The organism is Photobacterium damselae subsp. damselae, assembly GCF_038086725.1.
Taxonomy (GTDB): Bacteria; Pseudomonadota; Gammaproteobacteria; order Enterobacterales; family Vibrionaceae; genus Photobacterium; species Photobacterium damselae.
In genome coordinates this window covers 488,431-508,733 of record NZ_CP146970.1, presented here as the reverse complement: position 1 = coordinate 508,733, position 20,303 = coordinate 488,431, and the positions used below count along the sequence as shown (strand labels likewise).

Here is a 20,303-nt window from a genome sequence, read left to right as displayed (position 1 = left end):
ATCATTTATCCCGCCCTATAACGAGGAGGCAGCCTTCCCCTCTCTCAATCCTAGGCTGTCTCTTCTTTTCTAAACTTGAAATACAATAAAGCCCCAACGAACTTGCACTCGTTGGGGCTTTGTTTTATCTAGCAAATCTTTTAGCTACTTAATAACTATTGCGTAGGTGATATACCGTTAGTCCTGCGGTCAATTCTTCTAATGTTGCAGGGCCTGTGTATTTAATCTGGCGTTGGTGCTCAGGCACTAAGGTAAAACTGGAATCAGAGAAATGCCCGGCCCCTTGGTATTCTAAATGAACAAAAAAGGCTGGTTTACTGCTTGTTATCATGACATACAGTTGGTTATCAATTTCGGCGACCTCATAACGCAGATCAGGATCGGCAAGTTCACAATGTTTCAACCGTTTAGGGAACCAAGTATTTTCAATAATATTAGCCCCCTGACGCAAGTGAACATGGAAGAATCCCTCTTCTTCTCGCCCTGCTAGATCTTCTGTTAACCACTCCCAAACCGATAAGCACTTGCCCGGTTCCAAATATTGGTTAATTGGATCTCTAAACAGGATTTCACCCTCCCAACTTTGCCAAACGACCTCACCTTTTAGTACCTCTCCACGACGACTATCGTTAAGTAGATACAGTTTTACACCGTCATTATCGGCCATAAAGGTTGCCGTTAATGGGGCAAAAAATCGTTTTGCATGGTAGTGCAATGGCTTCCAACGTCCATTATATTCAACCGAAGAACATGAACTTTGCGGCGAAAAATCGTTAAGTTGCCACAATAGCATACCTGTATTTTTCTCTTGTAAACGCCACGCTTCTACTGCTGTTTTGGTGACTATTGCTTGTTGTACTTGAGATAAATACAACATATTGGCAAAACCATCTGGAAAACGGTAATTACGGGTGAACATATCTACGATGGTGGCATTACCTTTACCATTACGTTGATGCTGCTCCATACTTGGTGACGAGATATTCCAATGCTTTTCTGGTGCGATAGTTCGAACTGTTGGCAGAGATGGCCAAGATTGGAAACCAAACTCACTACAGAAGTTCGGGATATGCTTGCGGCTATGAACATAATCCAAACCTTGATGCCAGATATCCCAGTAATGGCAATCGCCAGAATCAAGATCTTGCCATGGTCTACAGTGTTCACTGTCATCATAATAAGAAGCAGAGACCCAAAATAGGCGCTTAGGATCTTCTTGTTCTAATACCTGACGAATATTACGCATTAAACGATCATAATTTGACAGATATTTATCTCGTTCTTGTCGGTTTGGTAATTGCTGATAAATACCGTCAACAATAGGGTTATCACCGCCCCATAGTGCAATACATGAATGATTTTTAAGCCGACGAGCTTGCCATAATAACTCTTCTTTTACTTCCGTCATTACATCTGGTGTTGGCAGCATAAAAGCATCACTAAACATAACGTCTTGCCAAACTAACAGACCTAAAGCATCACACTGACGGTAGAAAATCTCTTTCTCATAACGACCACCACCCCAAACGCGAACCATATTCATATTCGCTTCTGCAGCATCGGCCAGCAATTTTTGGTAGCGCTCAGCGGTCATACGCCCAGGTAAAGCATCAAGCGGTAACCAGTTTGTACCTCGTACTTTAATGAGCTCATCATTCACTTTAACGCTGAAATTATGGCCTTGCTCATTAGGTTCAGTCACGACTTCTAGCTTACGTAAACCAATTTTTTGTTCAATCAGTTGGCCATCTACTTCAACACGGAGATCATATAAACGAGGTTGCCCATAACCTGCTGGCCACCACAAACGAGGGTTATCAATACGAAATAGAACGCTCGCTTGTTCAGCATCACGGTCTAGAGTTAAATGGAAGGTTTGATCATCAAAGGTTACTTCTGCAATCGCTAAACCACGGCTTGTTACGGCTTCATAATGTAAGGTGACGGCTAACTCACAACCGCTCTCTTGCCAATTCTGTTTAGTGCTAATGTGACTCACTCGAATCTGCTGTAGTGGTTGCAGTTCAATGTCATCAAAGACACCGATAACAGGAATATTCACCCCCCAAAATGAACTTGATAAACAAGAGCTTTGACGTAATGCATTTAAATCTATCTGTGCAGTACCCTGCTCATTAATTGGCATATTGAAGGCCAATTTATCGAGTGCAACTTGAGTGGGGTCTTGGTGGCGTAACACCATTTCAATGTGGTTTAATCCAACCTTTAAGCACGGCAGAATTTCAACCTTATGGCGGATAAACATATTATTGAAATCCGCTACGGTATGGCCGTTAACTCGAATTTCAACAATAGACTCAAGATCGTGAAGAACCAGATCCATCGCTTGGCATGTTAACTGCTCTTCCGTTAACTGAAATGAACGACTGACTAACCAATCACATTCACGAATCCACTGAACTTTATCTTCATTAGTTGCCCAATGAGGATCTGGGATCTCTCCCGCTTCAAGTAATGCAGAATGCACATCACCCGGTAATTCAACTGTAATATCTTGAATTGCAGCACGCTGCACGCAAGTCAGAATCCACTGACCATTGAGAGAGATTGTCATCACTCACTCCAAACAGAAAATAGTATTCAGTATTTCTACTTCATAATCATCAATAGGAAATAGATGAATATACGTCAAACAACTTAGAAAAAGCGCGCTATTACACGCTATGACTTTCTTTAAACTAAATCAGAGGCAGCGCCCTAAACCCTGTATGTGAAGTTGCTTGAGCATATTGATATGCCACTTTACTAAGTTGGCACGAATCTGCCGTGATCTTTGGCGATATTTAACCAACCAAAGCTCCAGTCGATAAAAAAAGCCAGCATTATGCTGGCTTCTCGGATCGAGCTAGTACGAATTAATCTTCGTCATCATACTCTTCTTCGTCGTCGTCTTCATCCGACTCAAAGTATGTGCCCCAACCGTCATAATCAATGTTGTGTTTTTCAGCTAACTGAATCAGTTTTTCAGCTTGCTCATCAATCAGTTCTGCCTTTAGAGCCGACTCCATTACGGCATCAAAGCATACTACTTTGCCACCGCCATCTTCAGGGTCTAATTCAAGCTCTTCTGCTTCCATCACTTCATAACCTAACTTAAATGCTTCTACCGCTGCTGCTTCTAAAGCTTCAAACGTATCTGCAGAGAAGTGATGCTCAATAGTGTATAGCGCATCAGGCTCACTACCATCTTCTAATAGTGCTTCAATAATTTCGCGGGTTTCTAATTTTTGCTCTTCAATCAGTTCAGCATAAGTCATGGGGCTAACTCCACCAATGGAATAAATCTGGCGGCAAATATCGCATGGATTGCACACAATTACCACTGTTGGATGCAGTTCGAAATTTATTTTGATGCATGTCAAACAACCAATAAGTTTTTCTACTCATCAGTAGCCAAACAAAAAGTGCATAAAATTCCAGCGTATGCATTTGACCTTAGTGAGAATACGACAATTCTCTATCTATTTTCGCATAACTAGCAACCACTCTAACTAGGTTTGCTATGGTTCTACTGAGGTTTCTACTCTTAATATATTTTTATGCTGCATAGTTTGGCTCTCAATTATTTTTATTCAATTAGCATATTCACCCAATTTTTTTAACCAAATACCCTTATAGAAATATCAATATCGTTTTAAAGCCAAATTTTATCCCTAAAAAGTGTGAACACTGCGGTAGTTAATGTCTCCCAATTCAATCTAAAATCAGGGCGAAACATTTAAAAAATAAAGATAAAGCACTGACTTATATCATTACAAATTATAGAGAGATACGAACATGATCTTACATCATCCTCACCAACGAGTAGGCGGCATCCCAATACATCGTCGATTGTTATGCTAACTCAGCAATAACCTACCTCATTTCAAAAATAATTTGTTAAGCCTCTGGTTTAACTGATATATCTGCCGATAACAATCAATTGGCATGCTGGATTATGCCTTGCATTCTGGATTTGCATGGCACAAGGAGATGAATATGACCACCGAAACCGCACCTAAGGATAAAAAGGAAGAAAAAGGCGGCTTTTTTGCTAACTTTAAATTCCCATCCGCCTACACCATTTTATTTGCTTTAATTGCTGTTGTAGCCCTACTCACTTGGATCGTACCTGCTGGTCAGTACAACCGCGTAATGAACGAAGAGTTAGGTAAAGAAGTGCCAGTTACAGGTACATACCATGCTGTAGAGAGTAACCCTCAAGGCGTTGTTGATGTACTGCTTGCACCAATTGACGGCTTTTATGACCACGATAGCTACGAAGCGGCTGCCATTGACGTTTCACTGTTTATCTTAATCATTGGTGGCTTCTTAGGACTTGTAACTAAAACAGGTGCTATCGATGCTGGTATCGAACGTGTTACTGCAAGGTTACAAGGTAAAGAGGAATTGATGATTCCAATTCTAATGGCCTTGTTTGCAGCAGGCGGTACCATTTACGGTATGGCTGAAGAATCACTTCCATTTTATACCTTACTCGTACCTGTGATGATGGCTGCTCGTTTTGACCCTGTTGTGGCAGCAGCAACGGTTCTACTTGGTGCAGGTATTGGTACTCTCGGTTCAACCATCAACCCATTTGCTACTGTAATTGCGGCTAACGCTGCTGGTATTCCATTTACTGATGGTATTGCACTTCGCGTTGCTATTTTAGTGATTGGCTGGGTGATCTGTGTGGGCTATGTAATGCGATACGCTAAGATGGTTCGTAGCGATCACACAAAATCTATCGTATTTGATAAGTATGAAGAGAACAAAGCTCACTTCCTTGGCAACCAAACTGGTGAACTATTAGAGTTTACTACTACACGTAAAATCATTTTAACTATCTTTGCTCTGTCTTTTGGCATCATGATCTACGGCGTGTCAGTTCTAGGTTGGTGGATGGCTCAAATTTCAGCTATGTTCCTAGGATCTGCAATCCTTATTGGTTTGATTGCACGAATGAGTGAAGAAGATTTTACAACCAGCTTTATTGATGGTGCCCGTGATCTATTAGGGGTTGCACTGATTATCGGTATTGCCCGTGGTATCGTTGTGATCATGGACCGCGGTATGATTACAGATACCATTTTGAACTCGGCTGAACATATTGTTTCAGGTCTATCTTCAATTGTATTTATCAACGTTATGTACTGGTTAGAAGTCCTACTATCTTTCTTAGTACCATCATCATCTGGTTTAGCAGTATTAACCATGCCAATTATGGCTCCTCTTGCCGACTTTGCCGGTGTAAGTCGTGACCTGGTCGTAACTGCTTATCAGTCAGCTTCAGGTATCGTTAATATGATGACCCCAACTTCTGCTGTTGTTATGGGTGGTCTAGCGATTGCTCGTGTACCTTACGTTCGTTGGGTTAAGTGGGTGATGCCTCTATTGGGTATCTTGACTGTTCTTATTATGGTTATGCTAAGTATTGGCGCTATGATGTCTTAATCTGCCAAACGCACTATCACTAAGCCGCTGCCTGTCAGCGGCTTTTTTTGGCTTCTGCTTCTGCTTCTGCTTCTGCTTCTGCTTCTGCTTCTGCTTCTGCTTCTGCTTCTGCTTCTGCTTCTGCTTCTGCTTCTGCTTCTGCTTCTGCTTCTGCTTCTGCTTCTGCTTCTGCTTCTGCTTCTGCTTCTGCTTCTTAGATTATCTATTTATATCTCATAACCTAAAGAAATATTGATATTTATATTACCAAGTGAATATAAATATATTTCTTATCAGATATCACTTATGAAAATAATTATTTCTAGCACGATAAATCCACTAAAAATTTAAAATAAAAAGATGAAAATCAATTTGTATTAAAACTACAAAAAACAAAAAAGATAATTTAATTAAAAAAATAATAAGAAATATTCCGCGAATTCTTATCTAAATCCATATAGTCACCCATAAAAACTGCATAACTTTATTTTTTCATCATATATGCCACAAATTGCACCTTGAATAATATTCCCACCACTCAAACTAAGTCATTAAAAATCAACAAGTTAAAAACCAAAAACTCATTATAAACCCAATAAAAACACATAAAATCCCAGCGATGAAATTGAATAACGAAATACTGAAATTGTTAAATAATGCAATAACTTAGGATATTAAATAGGGGTTTAAATTGTGACAAAGATCCAAGACTAATATTCTCGAATAAGTAAAATCAATTACAGAAAGACGAGATTACAAATCTTAATTAAGCAACACTATTAAATATATAATTAAATAAGCTGGCATGATGCTGGCAAATAAATATAGAGAGATACGATCATGAGTAAGTTCTATGTAGGTTCTGAAATCGGTCAATTACGCCGAGTTCTTGTTCATCGTCCAGAGCGCGCTCTTAGCCTTTTAACACCATCAAACTGTCACGAATTATTGTTTGATGATGTACTCGCTGTTGAGCGTGCTGGTGAAGAACATGATGTCTTCGCAAAAGTACTTGAAGAGCAAGGCGTTGAAGTAATGCTTCTTCATAACCTACTAGCAGAAACACTTGCGGTACCAGAAGCCAAAGAATGGCTATTAACTTCGCAAATTTCAGTGAATCGTTTTGGTCCAACATTCGCAAATGATATTCGTTGTTTCCTAGCGGATATGCCAAACGATGAACTAGCTGCAATCCTTCTTGGTGGCTTAAGCTACGCAGAACTACCATTTAAGTCTTCATCAATGATGCAAGGTCTTCACGCACCATACGACTTTATCATTGAACCACTACCAAACCACCTATTTACACGTGACACTTCTTGCTGGGTTTACGGTGGTGTATCTATCAACCCAATGGCAAAACCTGCTCGTCAGCGTGAAACAAATCACCTTCGCGCTATCTACCGCTGGCACCCTACCTTCGCAGGTCAAGACTTCATTAAATACTTCGGTGATGAAGAGAAGATCTACGACAACTCAACCATCGAGGGCGGTGACGTTCTTGTTATTGGTAAAGGTGCGGTTCTTATCGGTATGTCTGAGCGTACAACGCCACAAGGTGTTGAGCAACTTGCATCAAGCCTATTCAAGCATGGTCAAGCAAAACAAGTTATTGCAATGGAGCTACCAAAACACCGCTCTTGCATGCACTTAGATACGGTTATGACTCACATGCGTGAAGATACCTTCTCTGTATACCCAGAAGTGGTACGTAAAGATGTTAAATGCTGGAGCCTAACTGGCGATGAGTCAGGCACTGTGAAAGCCACAGAAGAAGATTACTTTGTAACTGCTATCGAAAAAGCACTAGGTGTAGGTCAATTGAACCTTATCACTACAGGTGGTGATAGCTTCGAAGCTGAGCGTGAGCAGTGGAATGACGCAAACAACGTTCTAACTGTGAAACCAGGTGTTGTCGTTGGTTATGAGTGCAACACTTACACTAACGAGAAATACGACAAAGCCGGTATCACTGTACTACCAATCCCTGGTGACCAACTTGGTCGTGGTCGTGGCGGTGCTCGCTGCATGAGCTGCCCAATTGAGCGTGACGGTATCTAATCCCGTCGAACAACCACAACCTATTCTGGCCAGTCGCTGCTGGCCAGAATCTAGAAACCAAGAGAGATAGTACTATGGCAAAGCAAACTGTTGTTGTTGCACTTGGCGGTAACGCTCTACTGCGCCGCGGTGAACCACTAGAAGCTGAAATTCAACGTCAAAATATTGCAACTGCGGCAAAAACCATTGCGCAGATTGCAGAAGAATACAATGTAGTTCTTGTTCACGGTAATGGCCCACAAGTTGGTTTATTAGCCCTACAAGGACTGGAATTTAAAAAAGTAGCGCCATACCCATTAGATGTATTGGGTAGCGAAACTCAAGGCATGATCGGTTACATGCTAATGCAAGAACTGAAGAACTTACTTCCAGAACAAAATGTTTCTTGCATGCTAACTCAAATGAGTGTGGATCCTAATGATCCAGCATTTGCCGACCCAACTAAGCCTATTGGCCCTGTTTATGATGAAGCTGAAGCTCGTGAAATGGCAGAAAAATACCATTGGACAGTTAAGCCAGATGGCCAGTACTTCCGTCGAGTAGTACCAAGCCCATTACCAACAGGCATCATTGAAAAAGATGCGATCAATACACTTATCGAGAACGATCACTTAGTGATTTGTACTGGCGGTGGTGGTATCCCAGTAAAACATGAAAATGGTCAACTAGTTGGGGTTGAAGCCGTTATTGATAAAGATATGTCAGCAGCCTTCTTAGCAAAACAACTTGAAGCGGATGCGCTACTGATTTTAACCGATGCCGATGCTGTGTACTTAGACTGGGGTAAACCAACTCAAAAAGCGCTAAGCAGCACAACACCGTCTGAACTAAGCCAATACACCTTTGATGCAGGCTCTATGGGTCCAAAGATTGAAGCATCCTGTGAGTTCATTAAACAAGGTGGAAAATTGGTAGGTATTGGCTCTCTAGCAGACGGCTTGCGCATTCTGAAAGGGGAACGCGGTACAAATATTATTGCTGAATAATAGAATAATTATTCACAAAAAATACAATAGTGATATAACAATAGATAATCAGTTGGGTTATAAGTTAAACAAATAAACACTTTTACCTAACTTGAGAGATACCGATTATAGAAGGAATTACAACATGGCTTTTAATCTTCGCAACCGCAACTTCCTAAAACTATTAGACTTCACTCCTCGCGAAATTCAGCACCTATTAGAACTATCAGCTGAATTGAAAAAGGCGAAGTATAACGGTTATGAACAGCCACGTTTAACCGGTAAAAATATTGCTCTAATTTTTGAAAAAACTTCAACTCGTACTCGTTGTGCATTCGAAGTTGCTGCATTTGACCAAGGTGCTCAAGTTTCTTACTTAGGCCCATCTGGCTCTCAAATCGGCCACAAAGAATCAATGAAAGATACTGCTCGTGTACTAGGACGTATGTACGATGGTATCGAATACCGCGGCTTTGGTCAGGATATCGTTGAAGAGCTAGGCAAATACGCTGGTGTTCCTGTATGGAACGGCCTAACTGACGAATTCCACCCAACACAAATTCTTGCTGACTTCCTAACTATGCAAGAGCATGCTCGTGGTAAACAACTACACGAAATCACTTTCGCTTACCTAGGCGATGCACGCAACAACATGGGTAACTCTCTAATGGTTGGTGCTGCGAAGATGGGCATGGACATTCGCCTAGTTGCACCTAAAGCTTTCTGGCCTGAAGAGCAGCTTGTTGCTCAATGCCGCGCTATCGCAGCTGAAACAGGTGCTAAAATCACAATGACTGAAGACGTTCAAGAAGGCGTTCAAGGTTGTGATTTCCTATACACTGACGTATGGGTATCTATGGGCGAAGCAAAAGAAGCTTGGGCAGAGCGCATCAACCTAATGCTTCCTTACCAAGTCAACATGGATGTTATCAAAGCAACAGGTAACCCACATGTTAAATTCATGCACTGTCTACCTGCATTCCACGGTGAAGACACTACTGTAGGTAAAGAGCTAGCGAAAGAATACCCAGTACTAGCAAAAGGTGTAGAAGTTACAGATGAAGTGATCGAGTCTGACTACTCTATCGTATTTGATGAAGCAGAAAACCGTATGCACACCATCAAAGCTGTTATGGTAGCAACACTGGGTCAATAATTACTCTCTTGAGTTTTTAAAGCTCAACTACTTAATGCCGGCCGCAAAGGTCGGCATTTTTTATGTTCTATTAGGGTTATCCTTGTGCATTTGTAACGGATTACATTGAAATTCATCATGCATACTCCACGCATTCAAAAATCTAACCAAATCCATAATTACATTATAAAATCAAACATATAACACCAAAAACCTCTTTAGTTAGAATGCATAGAAAATTGCATAATATTCCATTTTATGAATAGTTTACGCAAACGCTTGCGCTAACAAAAAATGGGGGTATAATCCTTCGCAATTTGTCTAGAGAGAGAGAAAAAATGCGCCAGTTAGCTTATTACAGCTCAACACCAAATCGCCAAAAGTTTGCGGCGATTGCATTTTTTGTTTTTCCTATTATTCGTAAAAAAAGCCTCCTTTAATAAGGGGGCTTTTTTTTGTCTGAAGCACACCAATATCGCTTTAGGCAATCAATAGTCAACATAGTGATCATAAGGGAAGAGAAGCCATGGCGAATTCGCTGTTTCAAAAGCACATTATTTCAATCCCAGAGTTTACTCGAGATGAGCTTGAACTTGTTGTTGAGACTGCAGGCAAACTAAAAGCAGAGCCCAATCCAGAACTGCTAAAAAACAAGGTTGTTGCTAGCTGCTTTTTTGAACCATCTACTCGTACTCGCCTATCCTTTGAAACGGCAGTACAACGTCTAGGCGGTACCGTTATCGGTTTTGATAATGGCGGCAATACATCACTGGCTAAAAAAGGAGAAACCTTAGCTGACTCAGTACAGGTTATCTCTTCATACGTTGATGCTTTTGTTATGCGCCACCCTCAAGAAGGTGCCGCTCGTCTAGCCTCTGAATTCTCCAACGGCGTTCCAATCATCAATGGTGGTGATGGCGCAAACCAACACCCAACACAAACCCTACTGGATCTCTTTACCATTCAAGAGACTCAAGGCCGTCTTGATGATATCAGTATCGCTTTTGTTGGTGACTTAAAATACGGTCGTACTGTTCACTCACTGACTCAAGCACTGTCGAAATTTAATAATGTTCGCTTTTACTTTATCGCTCCTGAAGTATTGGCTATGCCTGAATACATTTGTGAAGAATTAGATGATGCAGGTATTACTTACAGCTTACATTCAAACATTGAAGAAGTACTGCCAGAGCTGGACATTCTGTACATGACTCGCGTGCAAAAAGAACGCTTTGATGAATCAGAATATGCCCACATTAAATCAGCTTTTGTCCTTAACGCTAAAATGTTAGAAGAAGCACGCCCAAATATGAAAGTAATGCACCCATTACCTCGTATTGATGAAATCACAACAGATGTCGATAAAACACCACATGCTTACTATTTCCAACAAGCAGAAAACGGTGTGTACGCTCGCCAAGCTCTATTGGCACTGGTTTTGAACGAACAACTTTAAACGCAGGGAGATAAGAATCATGGTTAAAGAAAATAAACTACAGGTAGAAGCGATTAAAAATGGTTCCGTTATTGACCATATCCCTGCAAATATCGGCATCAAAGTATTAAAACTATTTGGTATGCATAAAGCCAACCAACGCATTACTGTTGGCTTAAATTTGCCATCATCTGCGTTAGGCGCAAAAGATCTGATTAAGATTGAAAATATCTACATCACAGAAGAGCAAGCAAACCAACTTGCTCTGTATGCACCAAAAGCAACGGTAAACCAAATTGAAAATTACGAAGTTGTAAAGAAACTGGCACTGTCTTTACCTGAGCAAATTCACGCAATCTTCAAATGCCCAAACAGCAACTGTATCTCTCACGGTGAGCCGGTCGACAGCAGCTTTAAGGTATTAAAGAAGAATGATGATGTTCAGCTAAAATGCCGCTATTGCGAAAAAGTATTCTCACGCGAAATCGTCACTGAGTGTAACTAAGCAAATTAACCCCATAAAATTTCAAGCCTGCTCGGTCAAACTTGCAGGCTTTTTTGCATTTTATTCACTCAGATCAGCACCTTTCTAATCAAGAGAATCATCTATCTTCACTTTCGTTTAACGCTAAAAATTCATCTCATTTAGGATAACTAACAATAATATAGCGAAAACAGCAGTTTATTATTTGGTGACATTGGTCAAACAACCATCGTGTAGTTATTGTTATTATTCTTATGAAAGATCATGCATTTCTTACAACAATAATAATCATGGATAAAACGGCTTTTTCCCTAACGGTGAAGAAGTTTAGTCCATTCTTGGCATGTGATTATAAAATTCCAATAAACCTATAATAAGGAGCTGCCCGTGAACGGATACGATACCCACGGCGCACAAGATTACGTCATTGATGACAATATCGCCACCGCTTGTAAGCGTTTACTACAACAACAAAGTTTTGTTACCCAAGATGATATTCGCCAAAAATTGATTGAGCTAAATTTTAAGGATGTCAGTCAATCAACTGTATCTCGTCTGTTATCGCGCCTTGGGGTGGCGAAGGTCCCTAATGCCTATGGCAAAAAAGTCTATTGCCTAACGGTAGAAAAAGAACAAGTCCAAGTAGGTTCTTCTATCGCCTCTCAAATCGAGTTTATCACCCATAACCAATTGGTGGTGGTGGTAAAAACCCATCCAGGTAGTGCTCAATTAATTGCTCGCCTTATTGATATTCAACCCCACGCCGATATTCTTGGAACCGTTGGTGGTAATGATACGGTGATGATTGCCCCAAGAGATATTAACCGCATCGAAGAGTGCGAAAAGGTCGTTAAAACAAGATTGGGTTACCTAAACTGATCGTCGTTTCGCTATAAGCTTGGTCAGTTAACATCAAAGTCTTTGACCTTATGTATTTTGCACTGCAAACTAGCCATCTGAGAGTTAATCTCATTATTTATTTTTACGATCCAAACAAAAAGGTTTTGTAATGACTAAAGTTCTACATACAGATAACGCACCTGCTGCTATCGGTCCTTATGTACAAGGTGTTGATCTTGGTAACATGGTTCTGACTTCAGGCCAAATCCCAGTAAACCCAGCAACAGGTGAAGTTCCAGAAGCAATTGCAGAACAAGCTCGTCAATCTCTAGACAACGTTAAAGCCGTTGTAGAGGCTTCAGGTCTTCAAGTTTCTGATATCGTAAAAATGACAGTCTTTGTTAAAGATCTTAATGATTTTGCAGCTGTTAATGAAGTGTACGGTAACTTCTTTGATGAGCACAATGCCCCATATCCAGCACGCTCTTGTGTGGAAGTAGCTCGTCTACCTAAAGATGTTAAAATTGAAATTGAAGCAATCGCTGTTCGTAAATAATTTACGTCAGAGATAACAAAAAAAACGCCAATAACATCAAGTTTTGGCGTTTTTTTATTCTATTGAAGCTAACTTATCGATATTGTTTAACCGCAGTAAAAACATCACTAAACCAAGCGGTAAATAGTGGCGTTGGTAGAGACATTCCCTGTTCAATTTCTGCCTCAGACCACCAGCGATAAGCCATAACCTCTTGCGGGTTAGGATTTACCACAACATTTGGGGTTGATGCGACCAAAATATGGTCTAGTTCATGCTCAACAAGTTCATTATCAAGTTGAGCGCGATAACAAAAATGACCTATATCGGTTAGCTCAAAATCGGCAACAATTCCCATCTCTTCTTGTAAGCGGCGAATACCAGCCTGTTCAATTGTTTCATTCAATCTAGGATGTGAACAGCAGGTATTGGTCCATAACCCACCACTGTGATATTTATTCATTTCTCGTTGTTGCAATAAATACTCTCGACCTAACTCAGTATCTCGATACAACAACACCGAAAATGCCAAATGCAAGTCACCATCCAAGTGAGCCTGCATCTTCTCTTTTAATCCTTGATATTGTCCCTGCTCATCAACGAGTACAACTTGTTCTTCTGTCATCGCCTGATCTTTTATTATCATGAGTCAAAATAACAAAAAGGACATAGCAATACTTATGTCCTTTATTAAATATAGTTCTGAATGATGCGAATTAATAATTAGTGGCTACGAGCCTTTGCTTCTGCATTTAGTTCATTCAATTTCTGTTCCATCATGGTACGGCACTCATCAGATAGTTTACGCACATCTTCTTTGCTTAAACCATCAGTCGATACCGCAGGCATCACTTCAACAATTACCACACCATTATCCCAACGATTTAGCTTCACATGTTCTGTCGAGCTACATACGATTGGTACAACAGGAACATTAGCGCCAATTGCAGCATGAAATGCACCAGTTTTAAAAGGTAATAATCCACGGCCACGAGAACGAGTTCCTTCAGGGAACATCCACACCGATACTTTGTTTTGCTTAATTTTCTCAACAACCTGACCAATGGTTCCAACCGCTTTGCTACGGTTTGCGCGGTCGATCAAGATATTGCCCGTGATCCAGTACAACTGACCAAATAAAGGCATCCAAACTAAGCTTTTTTTACCAACCGTTACGGTACGTGGCATGATCGCACCAGATACAGTAAATAAATCATAGTTGTTTTGGTGGTTGGCGATATACACAGCAGGACCGACTTTATCAGCGCCATCGGCATAACGAAATTCGAGTTTAATACCTAAAACACGCGACATTTTACTGAAAATGCGACCAAAGGTATAAACGTGCTTAGGATTTCGCGGGCTTAATAAACAGTAGCCACAACCAAAAACGAAAGTCACGATAGCGAAAATTGCCACAGCAATAATGCGTAACAAAAAAATCATTCTGTATCTCCTCAGCGTACAAGCGTTCGCTAGTATACCCAGAAGATGAAAAATTACACTCTTTTCATCTGGTTTATCTCAATAACTTAGTCTAAAAACAACAAAGCCCTCACAGTGAGGGCTTTAGAATTCAATAAAATTGCAGCAAATTATTCTTCTTCAGGTGTTTCTGGCGAAGTAAACTCAATGTGAGTCACTCGCTGTAATCCACGAGGTAAGATACTGCCTCGACGACCACGTTCACCACGGAAGTTATCAAGATCACTTGGCTTTAAGGAGAGCTTACGTTTACCTGCATGCAGTGTTACTTGAGCGCCATCATGCAATACTTGTAAATACGATAAGAACTCTTCACGCGATTTCGAACGGGCAGCCGGAATATTGATGATCTTATTACCCTTACCTTTACCTAACTGCGGTAAATCTTTAATTGGGAATAACAACATACGGCCTTCATTCGTGATTGCTAAGATCTGATCGTGTTCGATATCTCGGATCTCTTGCGGTGCCATCACTTGTGCGTTTTCTGGTAACGTAAGTAGCGCTTTACCGCTCTTATTCTTCGATACCATGTCACTGCTCTTACAGATAAATCCGTAACCTGCATCCGATGCCATCAACCACAATTGCTCATCTTCCGCCATCATCACCTGACGCATATTTGAACCAGGAGTTAGGTTCAAACGACCAGTAATCGGCTCACCTTGACTACGAGCTGAAGGTAAAGAGTGAGACTCTAAAGCGTAGCTTCGACCATCAGAACCTAAGAAAATAGCAGGCTGATTACTCTTACCGCGAGCATGAGCTAAATAGCTATCACCTGATTTATAACTTAGGGTACTTGGATCTACCTCATGACCTTTAGCATGACGAATCCAGCCTTTTTCCGACAATACAACCGTAATCGGTTCACTTGGGATCAAGTCTCGTTCAGTTAGTGCTTTTGCTTCTGCACGTTCAACCATTGGCGAACGACGATCGTCACCATAAGTTTCAGCATCAGCTAATAACTCTTTCTTAATTAAAGTATTAAGGCGACGCTCAGAACCAAGTAGCTTCTCAAGATGTTCTTTCTCTTTTGATAGTTCATCTTGCTCACCGCGGATCTTAATCTCTTCTAATTTAGCTAACTGGCGTAATTTAATCTCTAAAATCGCATCAGCTTGAATTGCAGTAAGATCAAAACGGCTCATTAATTCAGCTTTTGGATCATCTTCACTACGAATGATCTCAATCACTTCATCAATATTTAAATATGCCGCAAGCAAACCTTCTAAGATATGTAAACGAGCGGTCACTTTATCTAAGCGGTGCTGAAGACGACGACGTACTGTAATACGGCGGTATTCTAGCCACTCAGAAATAATACTAACTAACCCTTTAACTTGAGGACGGCCATCAAGACCTAGCATATTTAAGTTAACGCGAAAGCTCTTTTCTAAATCGGTTGAAGCAAACAGGTGATTCATCAGCTGCTCACAATCAATGCGATTAGAACGTGGAACTACAACGATTCGAGTTGGATTTTCATGATCAGATTCGTCACGAAGATCTTCAACCATTGGCAGTTTCTTAGCTCGCATTTGAGTTGCGATCTGCTCAAGCAATTTTGCCCCAGATACCTGATGTGGCAATGAGGTAATAACGATATCGCCATTTTCCTTATGCCAAACCGCACGCATCTTAATACTACCACGACCGGTGCGGTACACTTTCTTCAGTTCCGCTTTAGGCGTGATGATCTCAGCTTCCGTTGGATAATCAGGCCCTTTAACAAATTCCATTAGCGCATCAAGATCCGCCTTAGGATTGTCAATCATATGAACTGCAGCAGCTGCTACTTCACGAGCATTATGAGGTGGAATATCAGTCGCCATACCTACGGCAATACCCGTTACACCATTAAGCAAAATATGCGGAAGGCGTGCAGGTAACATCTTTGGCTCTTTCATGGTGCCATCGAAGTTAGGTTGCCAATCTACTGTACCTTGCCCCAATTCAGATAACAGTACTTCTGAAAAACGGGACAGACGAGATTCGGTATAACGCATCGCAGCAAATGATTTAGGATCATCGGGTGCACCCCAGTTACCTTGACCATCAACCAAAGGATAACGGTAAGAGAAAGGCTGGGCCATTAGTACCATTGCTTCGTAACAAGCAGAGTCACCATGAGGGTGGTATTTACCTAATACATCACCTACGGTACGAGCAGATTTTTTATATTTTGCCGTTGCACTTAAGCCAAGTTCAGACATGGCATATACAATACGGCGTTGTACGGGTTTTAGACCATCGCCAATAAATGGCAACGCACGGTCCATAATTACGTACATTGAATAGTTTAGGTATGCGTCTTCAGTGAATTTGCGCAAAGGCAACTGTTCAACGCCATCCATTGTCATATCGGTCATCGTCGATAATCCAGTTAATTGGTTCTACGTAAGTGCACAATCACACTTCAAAGTAAAAGCTTGAGATATTACATCTCAGCCATATCGCCTTTTTCTTGTAACCAGTGACGACGGTCTTCTGCTCGCTTTTTACCTAGCAGCATGTCCATCATTTCATTGGTTTGCTCATCATCATCAATGGTTAGCTGTACCAGGCGACGAGTATTTGGATCCATAGTCGTTTCACGCAGCTGCAGTGGGTTCATTTCACCCAAACCTTTAAATCGCTGCACATTAACTTTGCCTCGCTTACCACTTAAGCGCTCTAAAATGACATTTTTTTCTGCTTCATCTAGGGCGTAATGCACTTCTTTACCTAGATCGATACGATACAGAGGTGGCATAGCAATAAATACGTGACCTGCGCGAACTAACGCTTTGAAGTGCTTCATAAATAGAGCACACAATAAGGTTGCGATATGTAAACCATCGGAGTCCGCATCGGCAAGTACACAAATCTTACCGTAACGTAATCCACTTAGATCATCGCTGTCAGGATCAATACCCAGAGCCACAGAAATATCATGCACTTCTTGTGATGCTAAGACCTGATCGGCAGAGACTTCCCAAGTATTTAGGATCTTACCTCGCAACGGCATAATGGCTTGATACATACGATCGCGTGCTTGTTTTGCCGAACCACCTGCCGAATCACCCTCAACTAAGAACAATTCAGTACGATTCAAATCCTGTTGCGAACAGTCTGCTAATTTACCCGGAAGAGCTGGACCTGAAGTGATTTTTTTACGTACCACTTTTTTGCTGGCACGCATACGTCGATGTGCATTAGCAATACACACTTCCGCCAACTGCTCAGCTAACTGTGGGCGCTCATTTAACCATAAGCTAAAGGCATCTTTTACTACACCAGAAACAAACGCTGCACACTGACGAGAAGAAAGGCGTTCTTTGGTTTGGCCTGCAAATTGCGGATCTTGCATCTTAACTGATAGCACGTATGCACAGCGATCCCAGATATCATCTGCGGTTAACTTTACTCCGCGAGGTAATAGGTTGCGGAACTCACAGAATTCACGCATGGCATCTAGTAGACCTTGGCGCAGACCATTAACATGGGTACCGCCTTGTGCAGTTGGGATCAAGTTAACATAGCTTTCCGTGATCAGCTCACCACCTTCTGGTAGCCATAAAAGCGCCCAATCAGCAGCTTCTGTTTGACCACTAAATGATCCGGTAAATGGTTCTTCTGGTAATAAAGTAAACCCTTTAACACCTTCTGCCAGATAGTCTTTTAAGCCATCTTCGTAGCACCAGCGGTAGTTCTCACCATTAACTTTGTCAGTAAAGACAATTTCAAGCCCAGGACAAAGAACGGCTTTGGCTTTTAAGTTATTACGCAGACGTGAGACAGAAAATTTTGCGCTATCAAAATATTTTGCGTCAGGCCAAAAGTGAACACGGGTTCCTTTTGCGCGACGACCACAAGTGCCAATAACTTCAAGTTCAGACACCTTATTACCGTGTTCAAAGGCAATCTGGTATATCTGCCCATCGCGTTTTACGGTCACTTCTACACGGTTAGATAAGGCGTTTACGACCGAAATACCTACCCCGTGTAAACCACCTGAAAATTGGTAGTTTTTGCCAGAGAATTTACCACCGGCATGGAGCTTACATAAGATAAGTTCAACACCAGAGACCCCTTCTTCAGGGTGAATATCAACTGGCATTCCTCGGCCATCATCAACAACTTCAAGCGACTGATCAGCATGAAGGATCACTTCGACTTTGCGAGCGTGACCTGCCAATGCCTCATCGACACTGTTATCGATAACTTCTTGACCCAAATGGTTGGGACGGGTCGTGTCGGTATACATACCTGGACGACGACGAACTGGCTCTAATCCATTAAGAACTTCAATGGCACCAGCGTTATAACTTTGATCTGTCATATCACGGAAATTTCAAGAAATTTTTGGCAACAATAGTCAGTAACCCTAACAGTATTGTCAAGCTAGGGTCATATTCGTAATCACGTTTTGTGAGTTTAATCTGCAGTTACCGCATGCGATAACATTAAGTACAAGACAAGTTATTTAGCAAATCGCGCACCTAGATAGGCGCTATTGTATCCGAGTTACTATAAACCTAAAAATTGGATTATCTCTGCAGGGAATCGTTCAAATTGAACAAAGCTGTGATCACCCTGTTTTTCAACCAGTTGGCGGCACAACGTATATTTTTCTACCGCTTGACGATAATCAAGAACTTCATCACCTTCTTGCTGAAGTAACCAAATAAGTTCTGGATGTACAATATTATCCACATCCATCGCTTTAAGTTCATCCATATGGTGAGGAGCAAGAACGTACTGCTCTTGAGTATAGGGGTTTTGCTGTGGTCCTAAATAATCGACTAACAGCTCATAAGGTTTTACGGCAGGATTCACCACAACAGCAGGCAGCTGATAACGCTGAGACAACCAAGTTGCAATATAGCCGCCTAATGAACTTCCAACTAAGCCTAACTTATAATCAGGTAAATAAGTCTGCACTAGTTCATCAATATATTCAGCAGCCTGTTGCGGATAACTAGGCAGTCGCGGTACTACAACTTTGATATCCGGTCGACATTCACAACAATAATTTGCCATGATCTCAGCTTTCATCGATTTGGGAGAGCTGTTAAAGCCATGAATATAAAGAAGTAGTGGTTTCATTAATACCCTGCCGAATTAAGGTCTGGCGCAAATTGATCATTCGCCAAACGATGGATTTGCGTATGGACATCACCTTGAGGGGTTAACTCAAGATATCGCCAACCCGGTGCTTTTGAATCTAGTGCAAAATCATCAGAGTCTGGTAGAAATTGAATACAGGTTGATGGCGTAGCTAGTACTCGTACACCTTGTCTCATGCAATCCAACTCTTGATGAATATGGCCACACAGCACCGATTTAACTTTGGTCGGATAACGCGCTAATACTTGCCAAAAATCATCTGCATTATGCAATTGATGTTGATCAAGCCATGCGCTACCAGCAGCTAAAGGATGATGATGCAACAACACTAAAGCATGGCGTTCGGAGTGAGCGGCTAATGCTCTGTCTAACATATCCAATTGCTCAGCTCGCAACTCACCATGAGGCACACCTGGCACCTGACTATCAAGTAGAATCATTTGCCAATGTTCACCTAATAAGACCTGTTCACAAGGTTTAATTTGAGGAGAAGGCAGTACCGCTTTCATGCTTGGTTGATAATCGTGATTCCCAGGCAACCAAAAACAAGGTTGCTGCCAGCGTGCGATGCCTTGGGCAAAATGCTGATAAGATTCTGTGCTGTGATCTTGGGAGATATCTCCCGTTGCAATAATAGCATCAAACGGGCGTGCTTGATGATCAATTGCCGCCAAGACGGCATGAAAACTGTCCTTGGTTGCAACGCCTAGCAGACTCCCCGCATCGTTAGCAAAAAGATGCGTATCTGTAATTTGAAGAAGAACCACACTATCTGATTGTCTAGGTGGTAGCGAATAGGTCAACAAAACGTC

17 protein-coding genes are annotated in these 20,303 nt (G+C 41.4%); 9 read left to right on the top strand and 8 right to left on the bottom strand.

Going from position 1 to position 20,303, the window contains the following annotated elements; translation table 11 throughout:
- Window positions 1-148: 148 nt before the first annotated feature.
- Window positions 149-2,575: a glycoside hydrolase family 2 protein gene (locus tag WAX86_RS02405; protein ID WP_341489043.1), complete on the bottom strand. Its 2,427-nt coding sequence runs from the start codon at window positions 2,573-2,575 to the stop codon at window positions 149-151.
- A gap of 301 nt (window positions 2,576-2,876) precedes the next feature.
- Window positions 2,877-3,278 (bottom strand): ribonuclease E inhibitor RraB, encoded by a 402-nt coding sequence (gene rraB / locus WAX86_RS02400; protein ID WP_005301366.1) that lies wholly within the window; start codon window positions 3,276-3,278, stop codon window positions 2,877-2,879.
- 721 nt (window positions 3,279-3,999) lie between these two features.
- Between rraB and WAX86_RS02395 the strand changes: the two genes are divergently transcribed.
- The 9 genes from WAX86_RS02395 to WAX86_RS02355 all read left to right on the top strand — a co-directional run bounded on the left by WAX86_RS02395 (window position 4,000) and on the right by WAX86_RS02355 (window position 12,912).
- Window positions 4,000-5,457 carry a YfcC family protein gene (locus tag WAX86_RS02395; RefSeq protein ID WP_005301368.1) on the top strand — a complete coding sequence of 486 codons (1,458 nt, stop codon included), beginning with the start codon at window positions 4,000-4,002 and terminating at the stop codon, window positions 5,455-5,457.
- A gap of 47 nt (window positions 5,458-5,504) precedes the next feature.
- Window positions 5,505-5,654: a hypothetical protein gene (locus WAX86_RS02390; RefSeq protein WP_154139780.1), complete on the top strand. Its 150-nt coding sequence runs from the start codon at window positions 5,505-5,507 to the stop codon at window positions 5,652-5,654.
- 622 nt (window positions 5,655-6,276) lie between these two features.
- Window positions 6,277-7,497, top strand: a complete 1,221-nt coding sequence (arcA, locus tag WAX86_RS02385; protein WP_005301370.1) for an arginine deiminase — start codon at window positions 6,277-6,279, stop codon at window positions 7,495-7,497.
- A gap of 74 nt (window positions 7,498-7,571) precedes the next feature.
- Window positions 7,572-8,483 (top strand): carbamate kinase, encoded by a 912-nt coding sequence (gene arcC, locus WAX86_RS02380; protein WP_005301372.1) that lies wholly within the window; start codon window positions 7,572-7,574, stop codon window positions 8,481-8,483.
- Between the two features lie 124 nt (window positions 8,484-8,607).
- Entirely contained in the window at window positions 8,608-9,618 is a 1,011-nt protein-coding gene (locus WAX86_RS02375; RefSeq protein ID WP_005301373.1) for an ornithine carbamoyltransferase, read from the top strand.
- A gap of 505 nt (window positions 9,619-10,123) precedes the next feature.
- Complete coding sequence (gene pyrB / locus WAX86_RS02370; protein ID WP_044176789.1) at window positions 10,124-11,053, top strand: aspartate carbamoyltransferase; 930 nt, start codon at window positions 10,124-10,126, stop codon at window positions 11,051-11,053.
- 19 nt (window positions 11,054-11,072) lie between these two features.
- Window positions 11,073-11,537, top strand: coding sequence for an aspartate carbamoyltransferase regulatory subunit (gene pyrI / locus WAX86_RS02365; RefSeq protein ID WP_005301380.1), 465 nt, complete (start codon window positions 11,073-11,075; stop codon window positions 11,535-11,537).
- Between the two features lie 366 nt (window positions 11,538-11,903).
- The gene (locus WAX86_RS02360; RefSeq protein WP_036764439.1) at window positions 11,904-12,395 is read left to right on the top strand and encodes an arginine repressor; all 492 of its coding nucleotides are present in this window, start codon (window positions 11,904-11,906) and stop codon (window positions 12,393-12,395) included.
- Between the two features lie 130 nt (window positions 12,396-12,525).
- Window positions 12,526-12,912 carry a RidA family protein gene (locus WAX86_RS02355; protein WP_005301381.1) on the top strand — a complete coding sequence of 129 codons (387 nt, stop codon included), beginning with the start codon at window positions 12,526-12,528 and terminating at the stop codon, window positions 12,910-12,912.
- Window positions 12,913-12,985: 73 nt separating this feature from the next.
- On the opposite strand, the gene idi is transcribed toward WAX86_RS02355, so the two are convergent.
- The 6 genes from idi to cpdA all read right to left on the bottom strand — a co-directional run bounded on the left by idi (window position 12,986) and on the right by cpdA (window position 20,297).
- Complete coding sequence (gene idi, locus WAX86_RS02350; RefSeq protein ID WP_036764441.1) at window positions 12,986-13,516, bottom strand: isopentenyl-diphosphate Delta-isomerase; 531 nt, start codon at window positions 13,514-13,516, stop codon at window positions 12,986-12,988.
- 98 nt (window positions 13,517-13,614) lie between these two features.
- The gene (locus WAX86_RS02345) at window positions 13,615-14,337 is read right to left on the bottom strand and encodes a 1-acylglycerol-3-phosphate O-acyltransferase (RefSeq protein WP_005301382.1); all 723 of its coding nucleotides are present in this window, start codon (window positions 14,335-14,337) and stop codon (window positions 13,615-13,617) included.
- 149 nt (window positions 14,338-14,486) lie between these two features.
- Entirely contained in the window at window positions 14,487-16,751 is a 2,265-nt protein-coding gene (parC, locus tag WAX86_RS02340) for a DNA topoisomerase IV subunit A (RefSeq protein ID WP_044176794.1), read from the bottom strand.
- 68 nt (window positions 16,752-16,819) lie between these two features.
- The gene (gene parE / locus WAX86_RS02335; RefSeq protein ID WP_005301384.1) at window positions 16,820-18,703 is read right to left on the bottom strand and encodes a DNA topoisomerase IV subunit B; all 1,884 of its coding nucleotides are present in this window, start codon (window positions 18,701-18,703) and stop codon (window positions 16,820-16,822) included.
- Window positions 18,704-18,891: 188 nt separating this feature from the next.
- A complete protein-coding gene (gene yqiA, locus WAX86_RS02330) occupies window positions 18,892-19,470 on the bottom strand; it encodes an esterase YqiA (RefSeq protein ID WP_065170774.1) in 579 nt (192 codons plus the stop codon).
- Window positions 19,470-20,297: a 3',5'-cyclic-AMP phosphodiesterase gene (gene cpdA, locus WAX86_RS02325; RefSeq protein WP_044176800.1), complete on the bottom strand. Its 828-nt coding sequence runs from the start codon at window positions 20,295-20,297 to the stop codon at window positions 19,470-19,472. The genes yqiA and cpdA overlap by 1 nt, the downstream gene beginning before the upstream one ends.
- Window positions 20,298-20,303 lie beyond the last annotated feature (6 nt).

Excerpts from the sequence above, each read along its gene's own strand:
- WAX86_RS02405 (WP_341489043.1), bottom strand. The coding sequence starts at position 2,575 with ATGACAATCTCTCTCAATGGTCAGTGGATTCTGACTTGCGTGCAGCGT.
- rraB (WP_005301366.1), bottom strand. The coding sequence starts at position 3,278 with ATGACTTATGCTGAACTGATTGAAGAGCAAAAATTAGAAACCCGCGAA.
- WAX86_RS02395 (WP_005301368.1), top strand. The coding sequence starts at position 4,000 with ATGACCACCGAAACCGCACCTAAGGATAAAAAGGAAGAAAAAGGCGGC.
- arcA (WP_005301370.1), top strand. The coding sequence starts at position 6,277 with ATGAGTAAGTTCTATGTAGGTTCTGAAATCGGTCAATTACGCCGAGTT.
- arcC (WP_005301372.1), top strand. The coding sequence starts at position 7,572 with ATGGCAAAGCAAACTGTTGTTGTTGCACTTGGCGGTAACGCTCTACTG.
- WAX86_RS02375 (WP_005301373.1), top strand. The coding sequence starts at position 8,608 with ATGGCTTTTAATCTTCGCAACCGCAACTTCCTAAAACTATTAGACTTC.
- pyrB (WP_044176789.1), top strand. The coding sequence starts at position 10,124 with ATGGCGAATTCGCTGTTTCAAAAGCACATTATTTCAATCCCAGAGTTT.
- pyrI (WP_005301380.1), top strand. The coding sequence starts at position 11,073 with ATGGTTAAAGAAAATAAACTACAGGTAGAAGCGATTAAAAATGGTTCC.
- WAX86_RS02355 (WP_005301381.1), top strand. The coding sequence starts at position 12,526 with ATGACTAAAGTTCTACATACAGATAACGCACCTGCTGCTATCGGTCCT.
- idi (WP_036764441.1), bottom strand. The coding sequence starts at position 13,516 with ATGACAGAAGAACAAGTTGTACTCGTTGATGAGCAGGGACAATATCAA.
- WAX86_RS02345 (WP_005301382.1), bottom strand. The coding sequence starts at position 14,337 with ATGATTTTTTTGTTACGCATTATTGCTGTGGCAATTTTCGCTATCGTG.
- parC (WP_044176794.1), bottom strand. The coding sequence starts at position 16,751 with ATGACCGATATGACAATGGATGGCGTTGAACAGTTGCCTTTGCGCAAA.
- parE (WP_005301384.1), bottom strand. The coding sequence starts at position 18,703 with ATGACAGATCAAAGTTATAACGCTGGTGCCATTGAAGTTCTTAATGGA.
- yqiA (WP_065170774.1), bottom strand. The coding sequence starts at position 19,470 with ATGAAACCACTACTTCTTTATATTCATGGCTTTAACAGCTCTCCCAAA.